19 protein-coding genes, 2 tRNA genes and 1 pseudogene are annotated in these 19,776 nt (G+C 70.6%); 4 read left to right on the top strand and 18 right to left on the bottom strand.

Annotation, left to right across the window (positions count from 1 at the left end):
* A pseudogene (locus tag AWZ10_RS18460) lies at window positions 1–505 on the top strand (cytochrome b/b6 domain-containing protein); the annotation flags it as partial.
* On the top strand, window positions 502–2,115 hold the full coding sequence (locus AWZ10_RS18455; RefSeq protein WP_060891601.1) for an NADH-quinone oxidoreductase subunit NuoF family protein: 1,614 nt from the start codon (window positions 502–504) through the stop codon (window positions 2,113–2,115). The pseudogene AWZ10_RS18460 and the gene AWZ10_RS18455, both read left to right, overlap by 4 nt.
* A 136-nt stretch (window positions 2,116–2,251) precedes the next feature.
* On the opposite strand, the gene AWZ10_RS18450 is transcribed toward AWZ10_RS18455, so the two are convergent.
* From AWZ10_RS18450 to AWZ10_RS52395, 9 genes are all read right to left on the bottom strand, one after another.
* Window positions 2,252–2,324, bottom strand: a tRNA-Ala gene (locus AWZ10_RS18450).
* Between the two features lie 244 nt (window positions 2,325–2,568).
* Window positions 2,569–2,802, bottom strand: coding sequence for a hypothetical protein (locus tag AWZ10_RS18445; RefSeq protein ID WP_005479297.1), 234 nt, complete (start codon window positions 2,800–2,802; stop codon window positions 2,569–2,571).
* Window positions 2,803–3,201: 399 nt separating this feature from the next.
* Window positions 3,202–3,274 (bottom strand) — tRNA-Ala (locus tag AWZ10_RS18440).
* Between the two features lie 130 nt (window positions 3,275–3,404).
* Window positions 3,405–4,073 (bottom strand): histidine phosphatase family protein, encoded by a 669-nt coding sequence (locus tag AWZ10_RS18435; RefSeq protein ID WP_037703033.1) that lies wholly within the window; start codon window positions 4,071–4,073, stop codon window positions 3,405–3,407.
* A complete protein-coding gene (gene rsfS / locus AWZ10_RS18430; RefSeq protein ID WP_037703034.1) occupies window positions 4,070–4,516 on the bottom strand; it encodes a ribosome silencing factor in 447 nt (148 codons plus the stop codon). The genes AWZ10_RS18435 and rsfS overlap by 4 nt, the downstream gene beginning before the upstream one ends.
* 152 nt (window positions 4,517–4,668) lie before the next feature.
* Window positions 4,669–6,444, bottom strand: a complete 1,776-nt coding sequence (locus AWZ10_RS18425) for an LCP family protein (RefSeq protein WP_060891600.1) — start codon at window positions 6,442–6,444, stop codon at window positions 4,669–4,671.
* A gap of 25 nt (window positions 6,445–6,469) precedes the next feature.
* The gene (gene nadD, locus AWZ10_RS18420) at window positions 6,470–7,180 is read right to left on the bottom strand and encodes a nicotinate-nucleotide adenylyltransferase (protein ID WP_046707939.1); all 711 of its coding nucleotides are present in this window, start codon (window positions 7,178–7,180) and stop codon (window positions 6,470–6,472) included.
* Between the two features lie 58 nt (window positions 7,181–7,238).
* Window positions 7,239–7,406 carry a hypothetical protein gene (locus tag AWZ10_RS50275; RefSeq protein ID WP_046707940.1) on the bottom strand — a complete coding sequence of 56 codons (168 nt, stop codon included), beginning with the start codon at window positions 7,404–7,406 and terminating at the stop codon, window positions 7,239–7,241.
* A 176-nt stretch (window positions 7,407–7,582) separates the two neighbouring features.
* Window positions 7,583–7,753: a hypothetical protein gene (locus AWZ10_RS52395; protein ID WP_037703041.1), complete on the bottom strand. Its 171-nt coding sequence runs from the start codon at window positions 7,751–7,753 to the stop codon at window positions 7,583–7,585.
* Between the two features lie 98 nt (window positions 7,754–7,851).
* Here AWZ10_RS52395 and AWZ10_RS18415 point away from each other — a divergent pair, with 98 nt between their 5' ends.
* Window positions 7,852–8,988, top strand: coding sequence for a M48 family metallopeptidase (locus AWZ10_RS18415; RefSeq protein WP_046707941.1), 1,137 nt, complete (start codon window positions 7,852–7,854; stop codon window positions 8,986–8,988).
* 264 nt (window positions 8,989–9,252) lie between these two features.
* On the opposite strand, the gene AWZ10_RS18410 is transcribed toward AWZ10_RS18415, so the two are convergent.
* The 5 genes from AWZ10_RS18410 to proB form a co-directional block, all read right to left on the bottom strand.
* Window positions 9,253–10,323 carry an SCO2583 family membrane protein gene (locus AWZ10_RS18410; protein ID WP_046707942.1) on the bottom strand — a complete coding sequence of 357 codons (1,071 nt, stop codon included), beginning with the start codon at window positions 10,321–10,323 and terminating at the stop codon, window positions 9,253–9,255.
* Between the two features lie 122 nt (window positions 10,324–10,445).
* The gene (locus AWZ10_RS18405; RefSeq protein WP_046707943.1) at window positions 10,446–11,042 is read right to left on the bottom strand and encodes an SCO2584 family spore wall biosynthesis protein; all 597 of its coding nucleotides are present in this window, start codon (window positions 11,040–11,042) and stop codon (window positions 10,446–10,448) included.
* Between the two features lie 120 nt (window positions 11,043–11,162).
* Complete coding sequence (locus AWZ10_RS18400; RefSeq protein WP_046707944.1) at window positions 11,163–12,449, bottom strand: glutamate-5-semialdehyde dehydrogenase; 1,287 nt, start codon at window positions 12,447–12,449, stop codon at window positions 11,163–11,165.
* Between the two features lie 118 nt (window positions 12,450–12,567).
* The gene (locus AWZ10_RS18395) at window positions 12,568–13,035 is read right to left on the bottom strand and encodes a hypothetical protein (RefSeq protein WP_046707945.1); all 468 of its coding nucleotides are present in this window, start codon (window positions 13,033–13,035) and stop codon (window positions 12,568–12,570) included.
* Window positions 13,036–13,196: 161 nt separating this feature from the next.
* Window positions 13,197–14,324: a glutamate 5-kinase gene (gene proB / locus AWZ10_RS18390; protein ID WP_173531633.1), complete on the bottom strand. Its 1,128-nt coding sequence runs from the start codon at window positions 14,322–14,324 to the stop codon at window positions 13,197–13,199.
* Between the two features lie 351 nt (window positions 14,325–14,675).
* On the opposite strand from proB, the gene AWZ10_RS18385 reads away from it, so the two are divergent.
* Window positions 14,676–16,736 (top strand): hypothetical protein, encoded by a 2,061-nt coding sequence (locus tag AWZ10_RS18385; RefSeq protein WP_060891599.1) that lies wholly within the window; start codon window positions 14,676–14,678, stop codon window positions 16,734–16,736.
* 227 nt (window positions 16,737–16,963) lie between these two features.
* Here AWZ10_RS18385 and obgE read toward each other — a convergent pair whose 3' ends face one another.
* From obgE to AWZ10_RS18365, 4 genes are all read right to left on the bottom strand, one after another.
* Entirely contained in the window at window positions 16,964–18,400 is a 1,437-nt protein-coding gene (gene obgE, locus AWZ10_RS18380; RefSeq protein ID WP_046707948.1) for a GTPase ObgE, read from the bottom strand.
* A gap of 168 nt (window positions 18,401–18,568) precedes the next feature.
* A complete protein-coding gene (gene rpmA / locus AWZ10_RS18375; RefSeq protein ID WP_020115438.1) occupies window positions 18,569–18,823 on the bottom strand; it encodes a 50S ribosomal protein L27 in 255 nt (84 codons plus the stop codon).
* Window positions 18,824–18,837: 14 nt separating this feature from the next.
* Entirely contained in the window at window positions 18,838–19,158 is a 321-nt protein-coding gene (gene rplU, locus AWZ10_RS18370; RefSeq protein ID WP_006374708.1) for a 50S ribosomal protein L21, read from the bottom strand.
* 280 nt (window positions 19,159–19,438) lie between these two features.
* Window positions 19,439–19,776: hypothetical protein (locus AWZ10_RS18365; protein WP_208618518.1), on the bottom strand; the 338-nt coding region annotated here is incomplete at its 5' end.

Genomic DNA, 19,776 nt, shown 5'->3' with positions numbered 1-19,776 from the left:
GGCGGCCGCCTCCGCCGACAACGGCCCCGGCTTCGCGGCCGCGTACCGCGCGGTGTCGATGACCCCGCGCGCCCAGGAGCCCACGGCGCCCTATCTGACCCAGCAGCAGCCGCCGTTGGACATGCAGCCCACGCAGGCCATGCCCCGCATGGACGACGGCGCCGGCACGGGCACACGCTGGCCGGCCCCGTCCCCGCCGCCGGTCGGTGAGGCTCCCCCGTCGTCGTACGACCCGATGCAGGACACCTTCGCCGGACAGCCGTTGGGTGGGCAGACGTACCAGGGCCAGGCCTACCCGGGCCAGACCTACCAGGGCGAGACGTACAACACGGGCACTTCCGAAACTTCCTACGGAACGGCTGAGACGAACGCCCCCTACGGCACGTACAACCCGAACGACACGTACAACAGCGGTCCCGCCACTGAAACGCTGCCCGGCTACGAGGATTACAACCAGCCGGGCTCAGGCGAACCCTGGAACGCGCCTTCCGGAGGATATAAGTGAACGAGGCCCTTCCCGACGTCCCCGAAGTCCGAGTGGTGGGGCTCCCCCAGCTCACCTCGGGCTTCGACCTCGTCGAGAGACTCGACCTCCCCATGCACCTGAAGGTGCACGGTCCGCTCGAACCGATGGGCGGCGAGGCTCTGGCCCAGTTGTCCGAGCGGATCAACCTGAAGGGCAGGGGCGGCGCGGGCTTCCCGTTCCACAAGAAACTGCGGTCGGTCGCCGAGTCGGCGATCAAGCGCGGCATCCGGCCCGTCGTGGTCGTCAACGGCAGTGAGGACGAACCCGCCTGCCGCAAGGACACGGTGCTGATCAACCGTGCCCCGCACCTCATCCTGGACGGCGCCCTGCTGGTCGCCGAGGCCCTGGGCGCCCGTCAGCTCGTCATCGGGGTGACACGTGAATCCACCGAGCGATCGATGGAGGCGGCCCTCGCCGAGCGTGGGCTGAGCAACCGGCGCGGCGCGGCGATCCGCGCGAGCGTGCAGCGCAACCCGGTCCGCATGGTCACCGGCGCCGCCGGTTCGCTGATCCGCTCCATCGACGGCGGCCCGCCCATCCCGCCGGGCCGCAAGACCAGCGCGTCCAAGAGCGGTGTCGGCGGCGCGCCGACCCTGCTCTCCAACGCCGAGACCTTCGCCCAGCTCGCCATCGGCGCCCGCATCGGCTCCGAGCGGTACGGCAACACCGGCCTGTACGACGAGCCGGGCACCGTCATGCTCACCGTGTCCGGTGCGGTCGCCCGCCCCATGGTGATCGAGGCGCCCACCGGCGTGCCGCTGCGCTACATCCTGCAGCTCGCCGGCGCGCCGCCGGTCCCGCAGGGCGTGCTGACCGGCGGCTACCACGGCAAGTGGATCGACGCGGCGACGGTCAACGAGGCGGTCGTCTCGCGCAACTCGCTGGACGCGGTGGGCGGTGCGCTCGGCGCGGGCGCGATCCTGCCGATCAGCCAGGACACCTGCCCGCTCGGCGAGTCGCTCCAGGTCGCCAAGTGGCTCGCCGAGGAGAGCGCGGGACAGTGCGGTCCCTGCTACCTCGGTCTGCCGGCCGCCGCGCGCGGCATGGAGGACATCCTCAACGGCGGCGGTCCGGCCGCTCTGGAGGCCCTCAAGCAGGTCGCGAAGAACGTCAAGCGGCGCGGCGCGTGCTCGCACCCGGACGGCTCCGCGATGTTCCTGGAATCGACCGTCAAGGCGTTCACGGACGACCTCGCCGCGCACGTCCTCGGCAACGGCTGCGGGCGCCCCGTGGAAGGTGTGCTGCCGCTCTTCGAGGGCGGCAGGATGCCGACGGGCATCGCGGGCGGCGCACCCGAGGATGAGACCGGCAGCCGTCAGAAGATCTTCGTCGACTGGACCCTGTGCCGGGGCCACGGCCTGTGCGCCGACATCCTCCCCGAGGTCTTCCAGCTCGGCGCCGACGGCTTCCCCACCGTCGCCCAGGCGAAGGTCCCCCAGTACGCCGAGGCCAAGGCCCTCCGCGCGGTGCGCCGCTGCCCCGCGCTCGCCCTGCGCCTGGAGGAGGACAACCGCGCCTCCGCCCCGTCCCGCAACCTCCCGGTCCTCTCCCAGGGCCGCGGCCGCCGGGCCCTGGGCAGCGGTCGCTGAAGCACGCCGAAGGGCGGGGCACCCTGCAGTGGGGTGCCCCGCCCTCCTTGTTCCGTTCTCTCGTCTCTTCTCCGGAACCGTCGTTCGCATCGCCAACAACGCGAAGACCCCGTCCACTTGGACGGGGTCTTTTCTGTGGAGCTAAGGAGAATTGAACTCCTGACCTCCTGCATGCCATGCAGGCGCTCTACCAACTGAGCTATAGCCCCTTGCCGTGCTGTCCACCGGGTCTCCCTGGCGACGACGCCAACATTACCGGTCCCCCACGCACACCACCAAATCGATTCCGCCGGGTACGAATTACAGGTTGTTTTGGGATGAATGTCGGATACCGAAGCACCCACCACGCATCCACCGTCACACCCCTGCCCACGACCGCCGCCACGAGGGCACTGTGGCACCCGTGGCGGCCCTGCGGCAGACGGCTGGCGGGCAGGGGCGCCGAGTTGGCGCTCAGGCCGTCACGAACGAGTAGAAGCGTTTGAGTGTGCAGTGCTCTTCGAGGAGCCGGCCGTAGATCGGCTCACCCTCCAGTTCGCGGTACGTCTCGATGGGGTCGCCTTTTATGATCAGCGCCCGTGCGCATTCCTCGCACCAGTACTGGTAGTCGGCGTTGACGGGCTCCATGTCGCGGACGATGGGCGTGCCGCTGCCGCACCAGTCGCACTTTCTCCTGTGTGCACCCATCGATCAGCTCCAGCTGTGGCCGCAGGCCGTGCACACGTAGGAGATCCCTCCGTTGTCACCGAGGACTTGGGCCACGTGGAGCGAGCCGCAGGTAGGGCAGAGGAGGGTGGTCCTACTCCGCATCACCACCGCTACGGAAAGGTCGTGGACCCTCCCGCGGATGCTCGCAGGCATCGCTTCTCCCTCCCGTCGGGCCGCGCCCCCTTCCGGCCGTTTGATTCTGCCACGGCCGGACCAATACGGTCAGCGACGCCTTCGTACCAGTCCGGGCAAGCAGCGGGAAAGAAGGTCGTCCGCAGAGGTATACGCCTCCGGGGCGGTGCGTGCTCAAGAAGGGACGCAGGTCACACACGAAAAATCCCGCCCCCTTGCGGGAACGGGATCTTCTGTACCGATCTGTGGAGCTAAGGAGAATTGAACTCCTGACCTCCTGCATGCCATGCAGGCGCTCTACCAACTGAGCTATAGCCCCTTGAGCCACGCGGTCAAGCCGCGTGTTGTTCCGGCCCCGCTCGGCGGGGCGAACAAGAAGAACTTTAGCCTGCGACCAGCCGGAAAGTGAAATCCGGGCCGCGGCCCCGGTACGAGGCCGCGAACGGGACTCAGTCGTCGTCGCCGAGCACCGGCTCGGGCAGCGTGCCGGCGTTGTGCTCCAGGAGCCGCCAGCCTCGGGCGCCCTCGCCGAGGACGGACCAGCAGCAGTTGGAGAGGCCGCCGAGGCTTTCCCAGTGGTGGGGTTCCAGGCCGAGGAGGCGCCCGATGGTGGTGCGGATGGTGCCGCCGTGGCTGACCACCAGGAGAGTCCCGTTCTCCGGGAGCTTGTCGGCGTGCCGGAGCACCACGGGGGCGGCGCGGTCGGCGACCTCGGTCTCCAGCTCGCCGCCGCCGCGCCGGATGGGCTCGCCGCGCTTCCACGCGGCGTACTCCTCGCCGTGCCGGGCGATGATCTCGTCGTGGGTGAGCCCCTGCCAGACGCCCGCGTAGGTCTCGCGCAGGCCCTCGTCGTGGCTGACCTCCAGGCCCGTGAGCGCGGCCAGCTCGGCGGCCGTGTCGGCGGCCCGCCGAAGGTCGGAGGCGACGATCGCGTCGGGCTTGAGGGAGGCGAGCAGCCGGGCGGCGCGGCGGGCCTGACCGAGACCGGTCTCGGTCAGCTCGACGTCCGTGGTGCCCTGGAAGCGGCGCTCCACGTTCCACGAGGTCTGGCCGTGCCGCCAGAGGATGAGGCGGCGGCCCCTCCCCTTGCGGACGGCCGTGTCGCCGCCCGCGGTCACCGCAGCTCCCCGTCCAGCTCGGCCTCCTCCTCGGCGGCGCGCAGCTTGGCGTGCTCCGCGCCCTTGCCCCGGGTGGCCTTGGCGTCGGCGGGCAGCTCCAGCTCGGGGCAGTCCTTCCAGAGCCGCTCCAGGGCGTAGAAGCCCCGCTCCTCGCTGTGCTGGACGTGGACGACGATGTCGACGTAGTCCAGCAGCACCCAGCGGGCCTCGCGGTCGCCCTCGCGGCGGACCGGCTTGGCGCCGAGCTCCTTGTTCAAGCGCTCCTCGATCTCGTCGACGATCGACTTGACCTGGCGGTCGTTGGGCGCGGAGGCGAGCAGGAAGGCGTCCGTGATGGACAGCACATCGCTGACGTCGTACGCGATGACGTCGTGCGCGAGCTTGTCGGCGGCCGCTTGCGCGGCGGTGGTGATGAGCTCGAGAGAGCGGTCGGTGGCGGTCACTTCACGGCTTTCGGTCGTCGGTCAGGAACCCTCACGGGCTACCCCAAGGGTCTCACGGCCCACCGACACCGCCCCACGTGTTAATCGATCAGGCCCCCGAGCGGCGCCGATGCGGCGGCTCAGGGGCCTGATCGCTGATCATGCCGGTCCGATCAGCCCGTGGTTCCCGTCGTCCCGGTCTCCCCCGTCGTGCTCGTCGTCTCGTAGTTCTGGCCGAGTACGACGGAGACGTCGGCGTTGGAGGTGGTCTCGCCCTTCTTCACGGCGCCGGCCGGGAGGCCGAGGGTCTTGGCGACCTCGACGGCGTCCTGTTTGCGGGCCGCGTCGGAGTAGGTGACCTCGGAGGTCGCCCGGGCGGTGGCGGTGGCGCCGGCGTCGAGGAAGGTGTAGCCGCCGTTGAGGACGACCACGCGGGCCTGTTCGGTGGCGTCCTTCACACCGGTGGCGTTGCGGATGCCGACCCGGACGGCGTCCCCGGCGTCGGGGCTCTTCGCGGCGCCGCCGAGCAGGTCCTTGACCACGCTGTCGGAGTCCTCCGCGCTGAGCGTGCCGTCCTGCTGCACGGGCAGCGACTCGGTCCTGTAGTCACCGCCCTTGGCGTGGTCGGCGAGCTTGGCGAGGAAGGTGCCGAGGTCCTTGTCGCTGAGCGAGGGGTCGAGGATCTGGGCGAGCGTCTGCACCGTGACCGTGGCGGCCTGCTCGTCGGAGGACAGCTTGCGCAGCACGCCCTGCATGACCTGCCCGAACCGCTTCAGCTGCGCGTCCTGCGACTCGCCGGACGCCCGGTAGGTGGCGTAGGCGACGGCCATCTTGCCGCTGAGGGTCTGTGCCTTGCCCTTGGTGACGAGGGGGGCCTCGGTCTTCTTCTTCGCCTCGGGGTCGGGCACGTTCGCGTTCGTGTCGATGTCGATGTTGCCGACGAGCCCGACGAGGTTGTTCAGATACGGGGTGTCCAGCCGCCAGGTGCCCTCGATATCGGTGCCGAGGACGGTGTCGAGTGCGTCGCGGGTGCCGGAGGAGCCGTCGTCCTCGACCGACTTGGCGAGAGTCGTCGTGGTGCCGTCGTCGCCGGTCAGGGCGAGGGCGTTGGGGAGCAGGACGGTGGCACCCCGCTCGGTGGTGGCGTTGTCGACGAGCAGCGCCGTGGAGGTGCCGCCGTTCCTGGTGTCGTGCAGATGGACGACGACCACGTCCCGTTTCTGGGCGGCCGCGGAGGTCGTGGTGCCGGTCTGCTCGTCCGAGGAGGCACCGGGCAGCATGCCCGCCCACCACATGTAGCCGACGCCGCCGACCGCGACCAGGGCGAGGACCACGACCAGGGCGACCAGTCGGCTCTTGGCTCGCCGCTTGGCCTCCTCGCGGCGCTCGGTGCGGTTCTCGGTGAAGTTCAGCCAGTCGATGACGTCCTCGGAGTCGCCGTCGGGCTCCTCGACGAAGGCGAACTGCTCGGTGTGGAAGTCCCGTTCGCCGGTATCCCGTTGGGTGGTGTCCCGTTGGGTGGTGTCCCGCTCCGGGAAGGTGTCACCGGTCCGGGGCTCTCCCTTCTCGGCGGTCTCCGGCGGTGCCGCCTGCTGCGGGATGTAGGCGGTCTGCTCCGCGACGGGGGCCTGCGGGCCGGTGGCCGCGGTCTGCCCGTAGGGGTCGTACGGGTCGTAGACGGGCGCCGGTGCCTGCTGGCCCGTGTCGTAGCCCGTGCCGTACCCCTGCGGGTGCTGCTGCTGGACCTGGCCGGTCGCGTACGGGTCGTAGCCGTAGCCGTAACCCTGGCCGTACTCCTGGGGCTGCTGTGTCCCGTAGGGGTCGTACGCCTGTTGCTGAGGCACCTGCTGGGCGGGCGCCTGTCGGTACACCGGCTGCCCGTACTCGTCGTAGCCGACGAGTTCGTAGCTCTGGTCGCCTCCGTAGCCGGCGTCGTATCGGTCGTTCACCGGTGCCCCTCTCGGCTCACTCGCCTCACTCGCCGCGGTACAGCTGCCGCTTGTCGATGTAGCGCACCACACCGTCCGGCACCAGGTACCAGACGGGATCGCCCTTGGCGACTCTCGCACGGCAGTCCGTGGAGGAGATGGCCAGTGCCGGGACCTCGACCAGCGAGACCCCGCCCGCGGGCAGGCCCGGGTCGGTCAGGGTGTGCCCCGGACGGGTGACCCCGATGAAGTGCGCGAGGGAGAAGAGTTCTTCGGCGTCGCGCCAGGTGAGGATCTGGCCGAGCGCGTCGGCGCCGGTGATGAAGAAGAGGTCGGCCTCGGGGTTGAGCTCGTGCAGTTCGCGCAGGGTGTCGATGGTGTAGGTGAGGCCCTTGCGGTCGATGTCGATGCGGCTCACGGAGAAGTGGGGGTTCTCGGCCGTGGCGATGACCGTCATCAGATAGCGGTCCTCGGCCGCCGAGACCGAGCGGTGCGACTTCTGCCACGGCTGACCCGTCGGCACGAACACGACCTCGTCGAGACCGAACTGAGCGGCGACCTCCTGGGCCGCCACGAGGTGCCCGTGGTGGATCGGGTCGAACGTTCCGCCCATGACGCCGAGACGGCGTCGGCCGGGCTCCGACGGACGGTTTCCCGGTGCGCCGGGGGCGCCTTCGGCCTGGCCGTCCGTGGTGTCGTACGCCTGGTCCGCCGCCTTGTCGTGCTCCGGACCGGTAGGCATTTCCTGCTCTCCCATGCGTGGAGAGCCTACCGGCCCGGCCGACGCGTGCCGTTCGAACGTCTTTTTGCGCGGTTTAGCGATCGCGGTTGAAGCGGGTGGTGATCCACAGCAGCAGCATCAGGGCGAAGAAGGCTCCGCCGCCGGTCAGGTAGGGGCTCAGGCTCTCGTGGTTGCCGGCGTGCTCCCCGCCGCCCTCGGCGGCGAAAGTGACCAAGTCGGCAGCGGTGCTGTGGAGGCTCATCGTCGGCGTGACCTATCCGGTGGTGGGAACGGGATGGAGACCCGCCCATCGTAAGCGGGAGCCTCGGCCGCGATCACGTCGACTCCGCCCAGGAGTGAACGCGGGCGCCGCCGGGCGCGTACTTCGCGTACGAGCAACCGTTCGCGTGCCCCGTACGTCCTTCCCGTCGGCGGGCGTCAGTCGTCCCGCTTGTATCCCCGCAGAAGGAACCACGCCATCAGGACGGAGCCCAGGACCATCACGATCAGCACCACACGCAGCAGGTTGCCTGCTCCCTGTTCCTTGGCGGCGAAGTCCGCGGCCTCGGTGAGCCAGGCGGACGCGGGCAGGTGCGGGAGATGCCCCATGAGATCGCTCCTTACGGTTGATGCCCTGCCACGGTAACTCCGCCTAGGCTGGTCCTCGCTTCGGGGGCAACTTGGGCAAACAGACGCATGGGGGAAACATGCCGGACGACAGCCACGAGCAGAACGGGCACGAGAACGTGCCGAGCAGGCAGCGCAGGCGCTTCGAGGGGATCTCCTCGCGGGCGTACGAACACCCCGCGGACCGCTCGGCGCTGGTGGCGCTGCGCAAGCTCAGCGGCTTCGACACCGTGTTCAAGGCGCTCAGCGGTCTGCTGCCGGAACGCAGCCTCAGGCTGCTGTTCCTGTCCGACTCCGTACGGGTCTCGGACCAGCAGTTCACCCACCTCAACGACATGCTGCGGGACGCGTGTTACATCCTGGACCTGGAGAAGGTCCCGCCGATGTACGTGAATCAGGACCCGCAGCCGAACGCGATGTGCATCGGCCTGGACGAGCCGATCATCGTCGTCACCACCGGGCTCGTCGAGCTGCTCGACGAGGAGGAGATGCGGGCCGTCATCGGGCACGAGGTGGGCCACGCGCTCTCCGGCCACTCGGTGTACCGGACGATACTGCTCTTCCTGACGAGCCTCGCCCTGAAGATCGCCTGGATCCCGCTGGGCAACATCGCGATCATGGCGATCGTGACCGCGCTGCGCGAGTGGTTCCGCAAGTCGGAGCTGTCCGCCGACCGTGCGGGCCTGCTGGTCGGCCAGGACGTCCAGGCGTCGATGCGCGGTCTGATGAAGATCGCGGGCGGCAACCACCTGCACGAGATGAACGTGGACGCGTTCCTCGCGCAGGCCGAGGAGTACGAGGCCGGGGGCGACCTGCGCGACTCCGTCCTCAAGATCCTCAACGTGCTGCCCCGCTCGCACCCCTTCACCACCGTGCGCGCGGCCGAGCTGAAGAAGTGGGCCGAGTCCCGCGACTTCCAGCGGGTCATGGACGGGCACTACCCGCGGCGCAGCGAGGACAAGGACACCTCGGTGACCGACTCCTTCCGCGAGTCGGCCACCCACTACACGAGCAGCGTGAAGAACTCCAAGGACCCGCTGATGAAGCTGGTCACCGACATCGCGGGCGGCGCGGGCGACCTCGGCGGCCGGGTCCGGCGCGGCTTCGGCAACGCCACGAAGTCGCGCGGCGGCAGCGAGACGGCCACCGACACCGACTCCGGTCAGGGCGGCGGCACGGACACCGCCCAGGAGGACAGGCCGCGGGACGACGAGTGACGCACGGCGACCGCCGCGCCTGACCACAGGAGCAGCGCGCGGCGCGTGGGTTCTTCGGCTGCGGGTGTGTGGGGGCTGGTCGCGGGGTTCCCCGCGCCCCTGAAAAGCGGGGCTGCGCCCCTGGCTTTTTTCACGGCCCGCAGGGGCCGTGTCCCTCAGGGGCGCGGGGAACCGCGCGAGAAGCCCCGCCACCCGCAGCAGAAGAACACGCAGAAGCGGGGTCAAAGGGGCGCAGCCCCTTGAGGATGGGGCGGGGGCCGCGCCTCACACCTTCGGCTGCGCACTCTCCGCCAGGGTGCCGCACAAGGCCGTGGCGGCGCCCGTGCCGTACGGGTCGGTGCCGGCGGACGGGCCGCCTTCCTTGGCCGTCTGTCCGGCGAGCAGCGGGCGCAGGTGGTTCGTGGCGTCGTCGGCGCAGGCCAGCGGTCCGGCCTGGACGTAGGAGACGACGACCTCGACCTGGTGGGTGCGCAGGTCGTCCTGGTCGAAGCGGAAGTGCAGCTCGCGCCGGACGGTGAACAGCGAGGCCTGCCCCGCGGCCCTGTCGCCCGGCGGCCGCAGCGCGTACACGAGGGTGTGGGCGGCGACGACCTCCAGGGTGCCGGAGTCGAACTCGGCGGCCTGGAGGGTGCCCTGGACACGGATCTTGCGGTCGGCGAGCTGCGCGCGGGACGGGTCGAAGCGGACCAGCCAGCCGGTGGGGGCGTGCCGTCCGTCGGCCGCCGGATGATCGAAACTTTGTTCGAACTGGTCGAGCTGCTCCGAGTCGAGCAGCCGCCGCACGGGCTGGACGGTGGTGCCGCCGAGCACCTCCGGGTCGAGCGCGGAGGCGACCAGGTACTCCTTGGCGATGGTCAGCGCGGAGACGACCTGACTGTCGGTGAAGTGTTCGGTGCGCCGGGTGGCCGGCATCGTGATGCCCTCGGCGCCGACGCGGAACTGGGCGGCCGGGCTGTGCGCGTACAGCGTCTCGGCGTCCTGGGCGCCGGGCACCGCGGACTGCGGGGACAGCGGGATCACCGTCATCCGGAGCGGCTCGGTGGGCTTCGCCGCAGGGGTGTCGTACGGGTGGCGGACGCCCATGTAGATCGCGGTGCCGAAGGCGAGGGCGACCAGGAGGACGAGGACCAGGGCCTGCCGGGAGAGGCCGCGGCGCATGGGCGGGCGGCGGCGGACGGCAGGGGCGTGGTCGGAGAGGCGCTCCTGGGCGGAGAACTCCTGGAGGCGGGCAGCACGGACGAACGATTCGTCGAAGACGACGGATCGGTATTCGTCCTCGCCACCGCCGGGGGCGCCCTCGGGAGTCCCCTCAGGTGGGTTTCCAGGCCCGCCCATACAAGGAGAGTAGGTCTCCTGGGGCCTCGGTAAACGCGCTGCCACACGACAAGTTGTGACAGGTCCTCACCAGGTTCACGCGGAAGCGGCGAACCGCCCCTCAGGGCTCGCCCCAGGCCGCTTCAGGGTGTGCGGGGGTCCGCCGACACCACCGGCCGGGAGTAGTCCGCGGAGGCGGATGGCCCTGTCGGGGTGCCCGGTTCGACGCCGGTGGTGGCGGGAGGCGGGACCTGGTCGCCACGGCCGGAGGAGGCGCCCCGGTAGACCGCGGTGAAGGCGAGCGCGACCATGCCGACACCCATCACGAGGGCGAGGATCCAGGCGACGGGCCGGTGCCAGCGGGTCTGCTTGCCGTACGGCCTGCCGTAGGCCCCGTCGGCGCCGTAGCGGCCCTCCAGGATCTCGGGGTCGTCGAGGTCCTCCAGCTCGTCATCGCGGCCGTGACCGAAATCCGTGCCGAAGCCGTCGTCGTAACGGTCGTCGTCGCCGCGGGCGTTTCTGGAGTGCGCCCGGCGGGCCTCGGCCTCCTGGGCCGCGGCACGGGCCTCCGCCGCTGCGAGCAGGCGCTCGATCGCGGTCGGCTCGTGCACCACGGCCGCCCGTACGAAGTCCTCGTCGAAGACCACGGAGGCGAACTCTTCGTCCATACCCCCGCGGTCGCGGTCGTCGTCGGGCTCCCAGCCGTCCGGGAACGGCGTGCCCCCCACGTCCTCCGGCACGGATCCAGCGTAGACCGGAGTGGTCAATTTGGGCAGACGGTAAGGAAATTCATCCGATTTGCCGGCTGGGCGCCAGGCTGTTCACAGGAACGGACCGGCGCCCCACAAGACCCGCGCCGGCTAGCGGCGGACGTGTCCGTCGCCCGTGACGATGTACTTCGTGCTGGTCAGCTCGGGCAGGCCCATCGGGCCCCGGGCGTGCAGCTTCTGCGTGGAGATGCCGATCTCCGCGCCGAAACCGAACTGACCGCCGTCGGTGAACCGGGTCGAGGCGTTGACGGCGACCGTCGTGGAGTCGACCAGTTGGGTGAAGCGACGGGCGGCCTGCTGGGAGGTCGTCACGATCGCCTCGGTGTGGCCGGAGCTCCACAGCCGGATGTGCTCCACGGCCCGGTCGAGCGAGTCGACGACGGCGGCGGCGATGTCGTACGACAGGTACTCGGTCTCCCAGTCCTCCGTGGTGGCCTCCACGACCGTGGCCCGGCTCTCCTTGGCGAAGGCGAGGACGCGCTCGTCGGCGTGGACCGTGACCCCGGCGTCGGCGAGCGCGTCGAGGGCGCGGGGCAGGAACTCGGGGGCGATGTCCTGGTGGACGAGGAGGGTCTCGGCGGCGTTGCAGACGCTGACGCGGTGGGCCTTGGAGTTGATCAGGATCTCGATCGCCGTGTCGAGGTCGGCGCCCGCGTCGACGTAGACGTGGCAGTTGCCCGTGCCGGTCTCGATCACCGGGACGGTGGACTCCTCGACGACCGTGCGGATCAGGGAGGCGCCGCCGCGCGGGATGAGCACGTCGACCAGGCCGCGGGCACGCATCAGCTCGCGGACGGACTCGCGGCTCTCGCCGGGGACGAGCTGGACGGCGTCGGCGGGCAGGCCCGCGCCGCCGACGGCGTCCCGCAGGACCCGTACGAGGGCGGCGTTGGACTCGTAGGCGGAGGACGAGCCGCGCAGCAGGACCGCGTTGCCGGACTTCAGGCAGAGGGCGGCGGCGTCCACGGTCACGTTCGGGCGGGCCTCGTAGATGATGCCGACCACACCGAGCGGGACGCGGACCTGGCGCAGGTCGATGCCGTTCGGGAGGGTGGAGCCGCGGACGACCTCGCCGACCGGGTCGGGCAGCGCGGCCACGTCGCGGACGTCGGCGGCGATCGCGCGGACCCGCTCCGGGGTCAGCGTCAGCCGGTCGACGATCGCCTCACTGGTGCCTGCCTCGCGGGCCCGCTCGATGTCCTTGGCGTTGGCCTCGACGATCTCGCTCGTACGGACCTCCAGCGCGTCGGCGATGGCGAGCAGCGCGTCGTCCTTGTCGGCGCGCGGGAGCGGCGCGAGGTCGGCGGCGGCGGCCTTGGCACGGTAGGCGGCCCGGGTGACCGGCGTCATGGAGTCGTACGGCGAGAGCGAGGTCATACAGGAAGGGTAGTGCGCCCGGCGGAGGGGTCCATCGCGTGTTCCAAAGCGCGAGACACCGCCGCGGGACACCGATCGAGGGACTCCCGACGGCACGGTCGGGCTCCCGGTCGGACGGTCAGAAGGGATGGACCCCTACGGGTGTGGCCGGGGCCGGCCCGTATCCCTCGGCGATCCGATGGTGGTACGTCTGGCGGTCGATGACCTCCAGGCCGACGATCTCCCAGGGCGGCAGCCCGGCCGTCCGCCGGTGCTCGCCCCACAGGCGCAGGGCGACGGCGGCCGCGTCATGGAGGTCGCGGGCCTCCTCCCAGTAGCGGATCTCGGCGTGGTCGTGGGCATAGCGGCTGGTCAGCAGGAAGGGGTGGTCGTGGGCGAGCTGTTCGAGGCCGCGCCGCACCTCCTTGAGGGGGGCCTCGGCGCCGGAGACGCTCAGCGTGACGTGCCACAGCCGGGGCAGGTCCTGCGGCTTCTCGGCGCTGTCGCTCTCGTACGTGTCCGAGGCGGCGACGCTGGTGAGCGTCCGCTCCTCGCCGGCCACACGGGAGGTACCACCACCACGGGACGTCGCGGCCCCGGGGCGCACTCGTCTCACGACGGCCTCCTTCGCAACGATTTCGTGCTTCGCAATAGGTCGTGCGGAATCTCCCCGAGTCAAAGTTGAGCAGGCTCGGGGGCTTCGCGTGGCGGTTTTACGGAACGTGCACCGCCGGGGCCCCTGCTCCGCCCCCTCCGTGGGGCCGCTGGTCAGGGGCGCAGGAGGACGAGGTCGTCCCTGTGTACGACCTCTCGTTCGTACGCGGGACCCAGCTCGCGCGCCAGTTCCCGGGTCGAGCGGCCGATCAGCTGGGGGATCTCCTTGGCGTCGAAGTTCACGAGCCCGCGCGCGACCGCCCGGCCCTCGCCGTCGCGCAGCTCCACGGGGTCGCCGGCGGTGAAGTCGCCCTCGACGGCCGCGATACCGGCCGGCAGCAGTGACGTGCGGCGCTCGACGACCGCGCGTACGGCCCCGTCGTCGAGGGTGAGTGCGCCCTGCGGGGTGGAGGCGTGCTGGAGCCACAGCAGCCGGTCGGCCGAACGCTTGCCGGTCGGGTGGAAGTACGTCCCCGTGTCACGGCCGCCGAGCGCGTCGGCCGCGTGGACGGCGCTGGTCAGGACCACGGGGATGCCCGCTCCGGTGGCGATCGCGGCCGCCTCGACCTTGGTGACCATGCCGCCGGTGCCGACGCCCGCCTTGCCCGCGCTGCCGATCTCCACGTGCGCGAGGTCCCCGGGCCCCCGCACCTCCGCTATCCGCGACGTGCCGGGCCTGCTGGGGTCCCCGTCGTACACACCGTCCACGTCCGACAGCAGGACCAGCAGATCCGCCCGTACGAGGTGGGCGACGAGGGCGGCCAGGCGGTCGTTGTCGCCGAAGCGGATCTCGTCCGTGGCCACGGTGTCGTTCTCGTTGACGACCGGCAGCGCGCCCATCGCGAGGAGCTTGTCGAGGGTGCGGGAGGCGTTGCGGTGGTGGGCGCGGCGGCTCATGTCGTCGGAGGTGAGGAGCACCTGGCCGACGCGGATGCCGTGCCGGGCGCAGGAGGCCGTGTAGCGGGCCACCAGCAGCCCCTGGCCGACGCTGGCGGCGGCCTGCTGCCGGGCCAGGTCCTTGGGGCGACGGCGCAGACCCAGCGGTGCGAGCCCGGCGGCGATGGCGCCGGACGAGACCAGCACGACCTCCCGCTCTCCCCCGCTGCGGGCCTTGGCGAGGACGTCCACCAGGGCGTCCACCCGGTCCGCGTCAAGGCCGCCGGACGCCGTCGTCAGCGACGAGGAGCCCACCTTGACGACGATCCGGTGCGCTTCCGCCACGCCCTGCCTTGCCGCTGACACGCTATCCCCAATGCTCCGAACAGCCCGGTGTGTGCACTGCGCAATCTACGGGAGCGCGCGGACCGGCCGCGTCCTCATTTCGAGGGGCGGACGGCGGCGGTCCGTCCCTGAACCCCTTCGGGCGGTCCGTCTCCGATCCCTCAGGGCGGTCCGTCCTCCGAGCCCTTTATGAGGAGATGCTGAGACAGCTCTCAAGGTTGCAGGCGTTATGTCCGACTACCAGTGATTGTTCCCACCCAAGATTGCTCCCCGGCCTCGCTAGGTCATACGGTCAGGGATCGGCCTTCCTCAGGCCACCCCCAGACTCACCCTCCCCCTCCGTCCGTCGCACCCTCCGCAGGAGCCCAGCCCGTGCCCTCCGCAGGCCTCGCACCCCGCCGCATCGCGCAGCTGACAGCGCTGCTCACGATGTTCGCGCTCTTCACGGCCCAGATCGTCTCCGCGCTGCTGCCGAACATTCCCGTGTTCGTCGCCGCCGGCGCAGCGGGCCTCGTACTGGACACGTTCCTGCAGTACCGGGACCCCGGACTGCTCGCCACTCTGAGCAAGGTCCGCTTCGACGCGCTGGTGCGTCAGCTGCTGCGCGACATGCTGATCCTGGTGGGGCTGCTGCGCATCGACGGCATCGACCCGCTGCGCGAGCAGGCCCCGCTCCTGGTGGGCCTCCTCGTCTTCTACGCGGTGCACTTCGCCTGCCAGGCCGTCTCGGTACTGGTGCGCCGCACCCGGACCCTGCCGATCGTGACCCGCAACATCGACGCCTCCGAGCTGCGCCTGACCGCCTCCCCACCGCGCATCCTGGCCCGCCGCCAGGCCCACCGGCTGCTGACCTTCTCCCTGCCGATCACGGCCGGCCTGTTGCTCACCGCGGCCACGCAGGACGCCACCTGGGGCGGCGCCGGCCTCGGTGCCGCTCTCGGCCTCCTCGTCACGGGCACCGCGTACCTGGCGACCTGGCTGCTGCCGAAGAAGCGCGCGAAGAACGAGCAGCAGGTCATGGAGTGGCTCGACAAGTGGCTCGCCGAGTACCGGCCGACCACCGCGATGTACTTCTCCGGTGGTACGACGTCGGCGTACCAGGCGAACATGTGGCTCTCCACGCTCTCCCAGCTGGAGAAGCCGCTGATCGTGCTTCGTGAGCGCTTCATGGTCCAGAAGATCGACGCGACGGACGTGCCGGTCATCTGCTTCCCGAAGGTCTCCACGATGTTCTCCCTGGAGACCTCGACGCTGAAGATGATGCTGCACCCGGCCAACGCCGCGAAGACCTCCCAGGTGCTGCGCATCCCCACCGTCAAGCACGCCTTCATCAACCACGGCGAGAGCGACAAGCTGTCCTCCTGCAACCCGTACGCGAAGGCGTACGACGAGGTGTGGGTCGCCGGTCCCGCGGCGCGCGAGCGGTACGCGCTCGCCGACGTCGGCGTCGAGGACAAGGACATCGTCGAGGTCGGCCGCCCGCAGCTGGCGCCGATCCGCCCGTACGCGGGCCCGCCGACCAGCACGTACACGACCGTCCTCTACGCCCCCACCTGGGAGGGCTGGGACGGCAACCCCGGCAACACGTCCGTGGTCCTGGCCGGCGAGAACATCGTCCGGGGGCTCCTCGCCGACGACAAGGTCCGGCTGCTCTACAAGCCGCACCCGATGACCGGATCGGTCGACCCGCGCGCGGGGGCCGCGAACGAGCGCATCAAGGCGATGATCCGCGAGGCCAACACGAAGCGTTCGGGTGCGCGGCCCGGGCCGGAAGCGGTGGCCGAACTCGCCCGCCGTACGGCCGAGTTGGATCAGCTGACCTCCACGTCGTTCCGTGCCAGCGCGGACGAGATGGAGCGGATGCTGCTGCAGGGCACGCCCAGCGGGGACCGTGCGGCGGCGATCTTCGAGGCGACGCTCGCCTGGGAGAAGGCGTACTGGGCGTCGTTCCCCGAGTGGGAGCACAGGATCATCACCGAGGCGCGGCCCGCGATCTTCGCCTGCTTCAACGCGTCGGACCTGCTGATCAGTGATGTCTCGTCGGTGGTCTCCGACTGGCTGTCCAGCGAGAAGCCGTACTCGGTCGCCAACACGTCCGGGCTGCCGGAGGCGGCGTTCCGCGCGGCCTTCCCGACGGTCTCCGCGGGTGTCGTCCTGACGCCCGAGGCGGACGGCGTCCCGGCTCTCCTCGACTCGGTCCGCGACCCGGAGAAGGACCTCTTCACCAAGGCCCGCGCCGACCTCAAGGAACAGCTGCTCGGCCCCTCCGACCCGCCGTCGCAGGTCCGCTTCGACTCCGCGGTGAAGGCGCTCTGCGCCAAGGCCGACGACCGCCGCGTGCGGATGGAGTCCCGTCTCGTCGACGATCTCCCGTCCCCCCGTGAGGCGGGCGACGAACTCACCGAGGGCGAACCGAGCGAGGCGCTCGCCTAGAAACAGCCGAAGGGCCCCGGAGATGTCTCCGGGGCCCTTCGTCGTGTGCGGGGCGTCGAATACCGCTCCTGCCTCTGCTGCGGGCAATGGCGCCGCCGGGGCGGCACGGGTAGCGCAGACGACGCAGGCGGCGCCTCGTGAGCGCCGAGTTGCGCTGCCCACCGCCGCCCGGACCCGGGCGGGGGGGTGGGCAGCGGAAACCCTGGACGCCCGAGGGCCCGGCAGGCCTAGAACGGCTCGAAGTCGTCGTACTCCTTCTGGATCTCGTCCCGCTCCGCCTGGCGGTCGCGGCGGCGCTGGACGGCCGGGCGGGGCTCCTCGAGGCGGTGGTCCTCACCCCGGCGGCCGAGCATCTCCGCACCGGCCATGACGGTCGGCTCCCAGTCGAAGACGACCGCGTTGTCCTCGGGACCGATGGCGACGCCGTCGCCGGAGCGGGCGCCCGCCTTCATCAGCGATTCCTCGACGCCCAGGCGGTTCAGACGGTCGGCGAGGTAGCCCACCGCCTCGTCGTTGCTGAAGTCGGTCTGGCGGACCCAGCGCTCCGGCTTCTCGCCACGGACGCGGAAGAGCCCGTCCGCCTCCTGCACGACCGTGAAGCCCGCGTCGTCGACGGCCTTGGGCCGGATGACGATCCGCGTCGCCTCCTCCTTCGGCTTGGCGGCACGCGCCCCGCCGACGAGGTCCGCGAGCGCGAACGACAGCTCCTTCAGCCCCGTGTGGGCGACCGCGGACACCTCGAAGACCCGGTAACCACGGGCCTCCAGGTCCGGCCGCACCATCTCGGCGAGATCCTTGCCGTCGGGCACGTCGATCTTGTTGAGGACGACGATCCGGGGCCGCTTGTCGAGCCCGCCGTACTGCGTCAGCTCCTCCTCGATGATGTCGAGGTCGGAGACGGGGTCACGGTCCGATTCCAGCGTCGCCGTGTCGAGGACGTGGACGAGGACGCTGCAGCGCTCGACGTGGCGCAGGAACTCCAGGCCGAGGCCCTTGCCCTGGCTGGCGCCGGGGATGAGCCCGGGGACGTCGGCGATCGTGTAGACCGTGTCGCCGGCGGTCACCACGCCCAGGTTCGGGACGAGGGTCGTGAACGGGTAGTCCGCGATCTTCGGCTTGGCGGCGCTCAGCACCGAGATCAGCGAGGACTTGCCCGCGCTCGGGTAGCCGACCAGCGCCACATCGGCGACGGTCTTGAGCTCCAGGACGATGTCGCCCGTGTCCCCGGGCACGCCGAGCAGCGCGAAGCCGGGCGCCTTGCGGCGGGCGGAGGCGAGGGCCGCGTTGCCGAGACCGCCCCGGCCGCCCTGCGCGGCGACGAAGGAGGTGCCGTGGCCGACGAGGTCGGCGAGGACGTTGCCCTGCCTGTCCAGCACCACGGTGCCGTCCGGCACGGGAAGGACCAGGTCCTGCCCGTCCTTGCCCGACCGGTTGCCGCCCTCGCCGGGCCTGCCGTTGGTGGCCTTGCGGTGCGGGGAGTGGTGGTAGTCGAGGAGAGTCGTCACCGACTGGTCGACGGTCAGGATGACGTCGCCGCCCCGGCCGCCGTTGCCGCCGTCGGGGCCGCCGAGCGGCTTGAACTTCTCCCGGTGGACGGAGGCACAGCCGTGGCCTCCGTTACCCGCGGCGACATTCAGTTCGACGCGGTCCACGAAGGTGGTCATGGTGGGTGCCTCCAGATACGCGCTGTGCGTGGTGTTCGGAACTGTCTTACCTGTAACACGTCAAAGGCGGACCCACTTCCCGTACGGAATCCCGTACGAGAAGCGAGGTCCGCCTCGACGAATCGCTCTACGGAAGCCTTGGTCGTCAGACCGGGCGAGTCAGAAGACTCAGGCGGCCGGAACGATGTTGACAACCTTGCGACCACGGCTGGTGCCGAACTCGACCGCACCGGCGTTCAGCGCGAACAGGGTGTCGTCCTTGCCGCGGCCGACACCCGAGCCCGGGTGGAAGTGCGTGCCGCGCTGGCGGACCAGGATCTCACCGGCGTTGACGACCTGACCGCCGAAGCGCTTCACGCCGAGCCGCTGAGCGTTGGAGTCGCGACCGTTCCGGGTGGACGATGCGCCCTTCTTGTGTGCCATGTCTCCTCAGTCCCTTACTTCGCAGCCGCGGGGATCTCAGTGACCTTGATCGCCGTGTACTGCTGGCGGTGGCCCTGACGACGGCGGTAGCCGGTCTTGTTCTTGTAGCGAAGGATGTCGATCTTCACACCCTTGTGGTGGTCCACGATCTCGGCCTGGACCTTGATGCCGGCCAGCACCCACGGGTCGCTGGTCACAGCGTCGCCGTCGACAACGAGCAGGGTCGAGAGCTCGACCGTGTCGCCAACCTTGGCAGTGGAAATCTTGTCAACCTCAACGATGTCGCCGACAGCAACCTTGTGCTGGCGACCACCGCTGCGCACGATGGCGTACACGCGGATCTCACTCTCTCGCTCGGGAACGGCACCCCCGCAGTCCAGCCGCCCGACATGCGAGCAGCCTCTCCCACGGCGCCCGGCGCGCGCGGAAGGAATGAGGTTTACGGGGATGTGACGCGTCTCTACCTACGGACACGCCGACGGTCCAGGTTACGGGGCCATGCCCGAAGGGGTCAAACCGAGCTCCTGCCCCGGACACACCGGTGCCCCCACCCGGTGGTGAAACCACCCGGCAGGGGCACCGGTTGGAACGGACCGAGAGCCCGCCCCGAGGGGCTCAGCTCTCGTCGGTCGAAGCCGTGACCGTGGCCGACGACTGCTCGGCGGCCACCGTGGTCTTCTTCGTGGCCGTCTTCTTCGTCGCCGCCTTCTTGGCCGTGGTCTTCTTCGCGACCGTCTTCTTGGCCACCGCCGCCGTCTTCTTCGTGGCGGCCTTCTTCGCCGTGGCCTTCTTGGCCGTCTTGCGCGCCGCCGCCTTCTTGGCGGGCGCCTCGGCCTCGGTCTCCTCGGCGGCCGGAGCGGCCTCCTCGACCGGAGCCTCGACCGCGGCGTCGGCGGAAGCGGACGGAACCACCGCCACGGCCGCCGCCTCCGCGGACGCGGTGGGTGCCGTCG

This window comes from Streptomyces europaeiscabiei, from assembly GCF_001550375.1.
GTDB classification, from domain to species: domain Bacteria; phylum Actinomycetota; class Actinomycetes; order Streptomycetales; family Streptomycetaceae; genus Streptomyces; species Streptomyces europaeiscabiei.
This window is presented reverse-complemented; position numbering and strand designations above follow the sequence as displayed.

Excerpts from the sequence above, each read along its gene's own strand:
- rpmA (WP_020115438.1), bottom strand. The coding sequence starts at position 18,823 with ATGGCACACAAGAAGGGCGCATCGTCCACCCGGAACGGTCGCGACTCC.
- nadD (WP_046707939.1), bottom strand. The coding sequence starts at position 7,180 with ATGGGAGAGCAGGAAATGCCTACCGGTCCGGAGCACGACAAGGCGGCG.
- AWZ10_RS18445 (WP_005479297.1), bottom strand. The coding sequence starts at position 2,802 with ATGGGTGCACACAGGAGAAAGTGCGACTGGTGCGGCAGCGGCACGCCC.
- AWZ10_RS18400 (WP_046707944.1), bottom strand. The coding sequence starts at position 12,449 with ATGACCTCGCTCTCGCCGTACGACTCCATGACGCCGGTCACCCGGGCC.
- obgE (WP_046707948.1), bottom strand. The coding sequence starts at position 18,400 with ATGACCACCTTCGTGGACCGCGTCGAACTGAATGTCGCCGCGGGTAAC.
- AWZ10_RS18415 (WP_046707941.1), top strand. The coding sequence starts at position 7,852 with ATGCCGGACGACAGCCACGAGCAGAACGGGCACGAGAACGTGCCGAGC.
- AWZ10_RS52395 (WP_037703041.1), bottom strand. The coding sequence starts at position 7,753 with ATGGGGCATCTCCCGCACCTGCCCGCGTCCGCCTGGCTCACCGAGGCC.
- AWZ10_RS18410 (WP_046707942.1), bottom strand. The coding sequence starts at position 10,323 with ATGGGCGGGCCTGGAAACCCACCTGAGGGGACTCCCGAGGGCGCCCCC.
- AWZ10_RS50275 (WP_046707940.1), bottom strand. The coding sequence starts at position 7,406 with ATGAGCCTCCACAGCACCGCTGCCGACTTGGTCACTTTCGCCGCCGAG.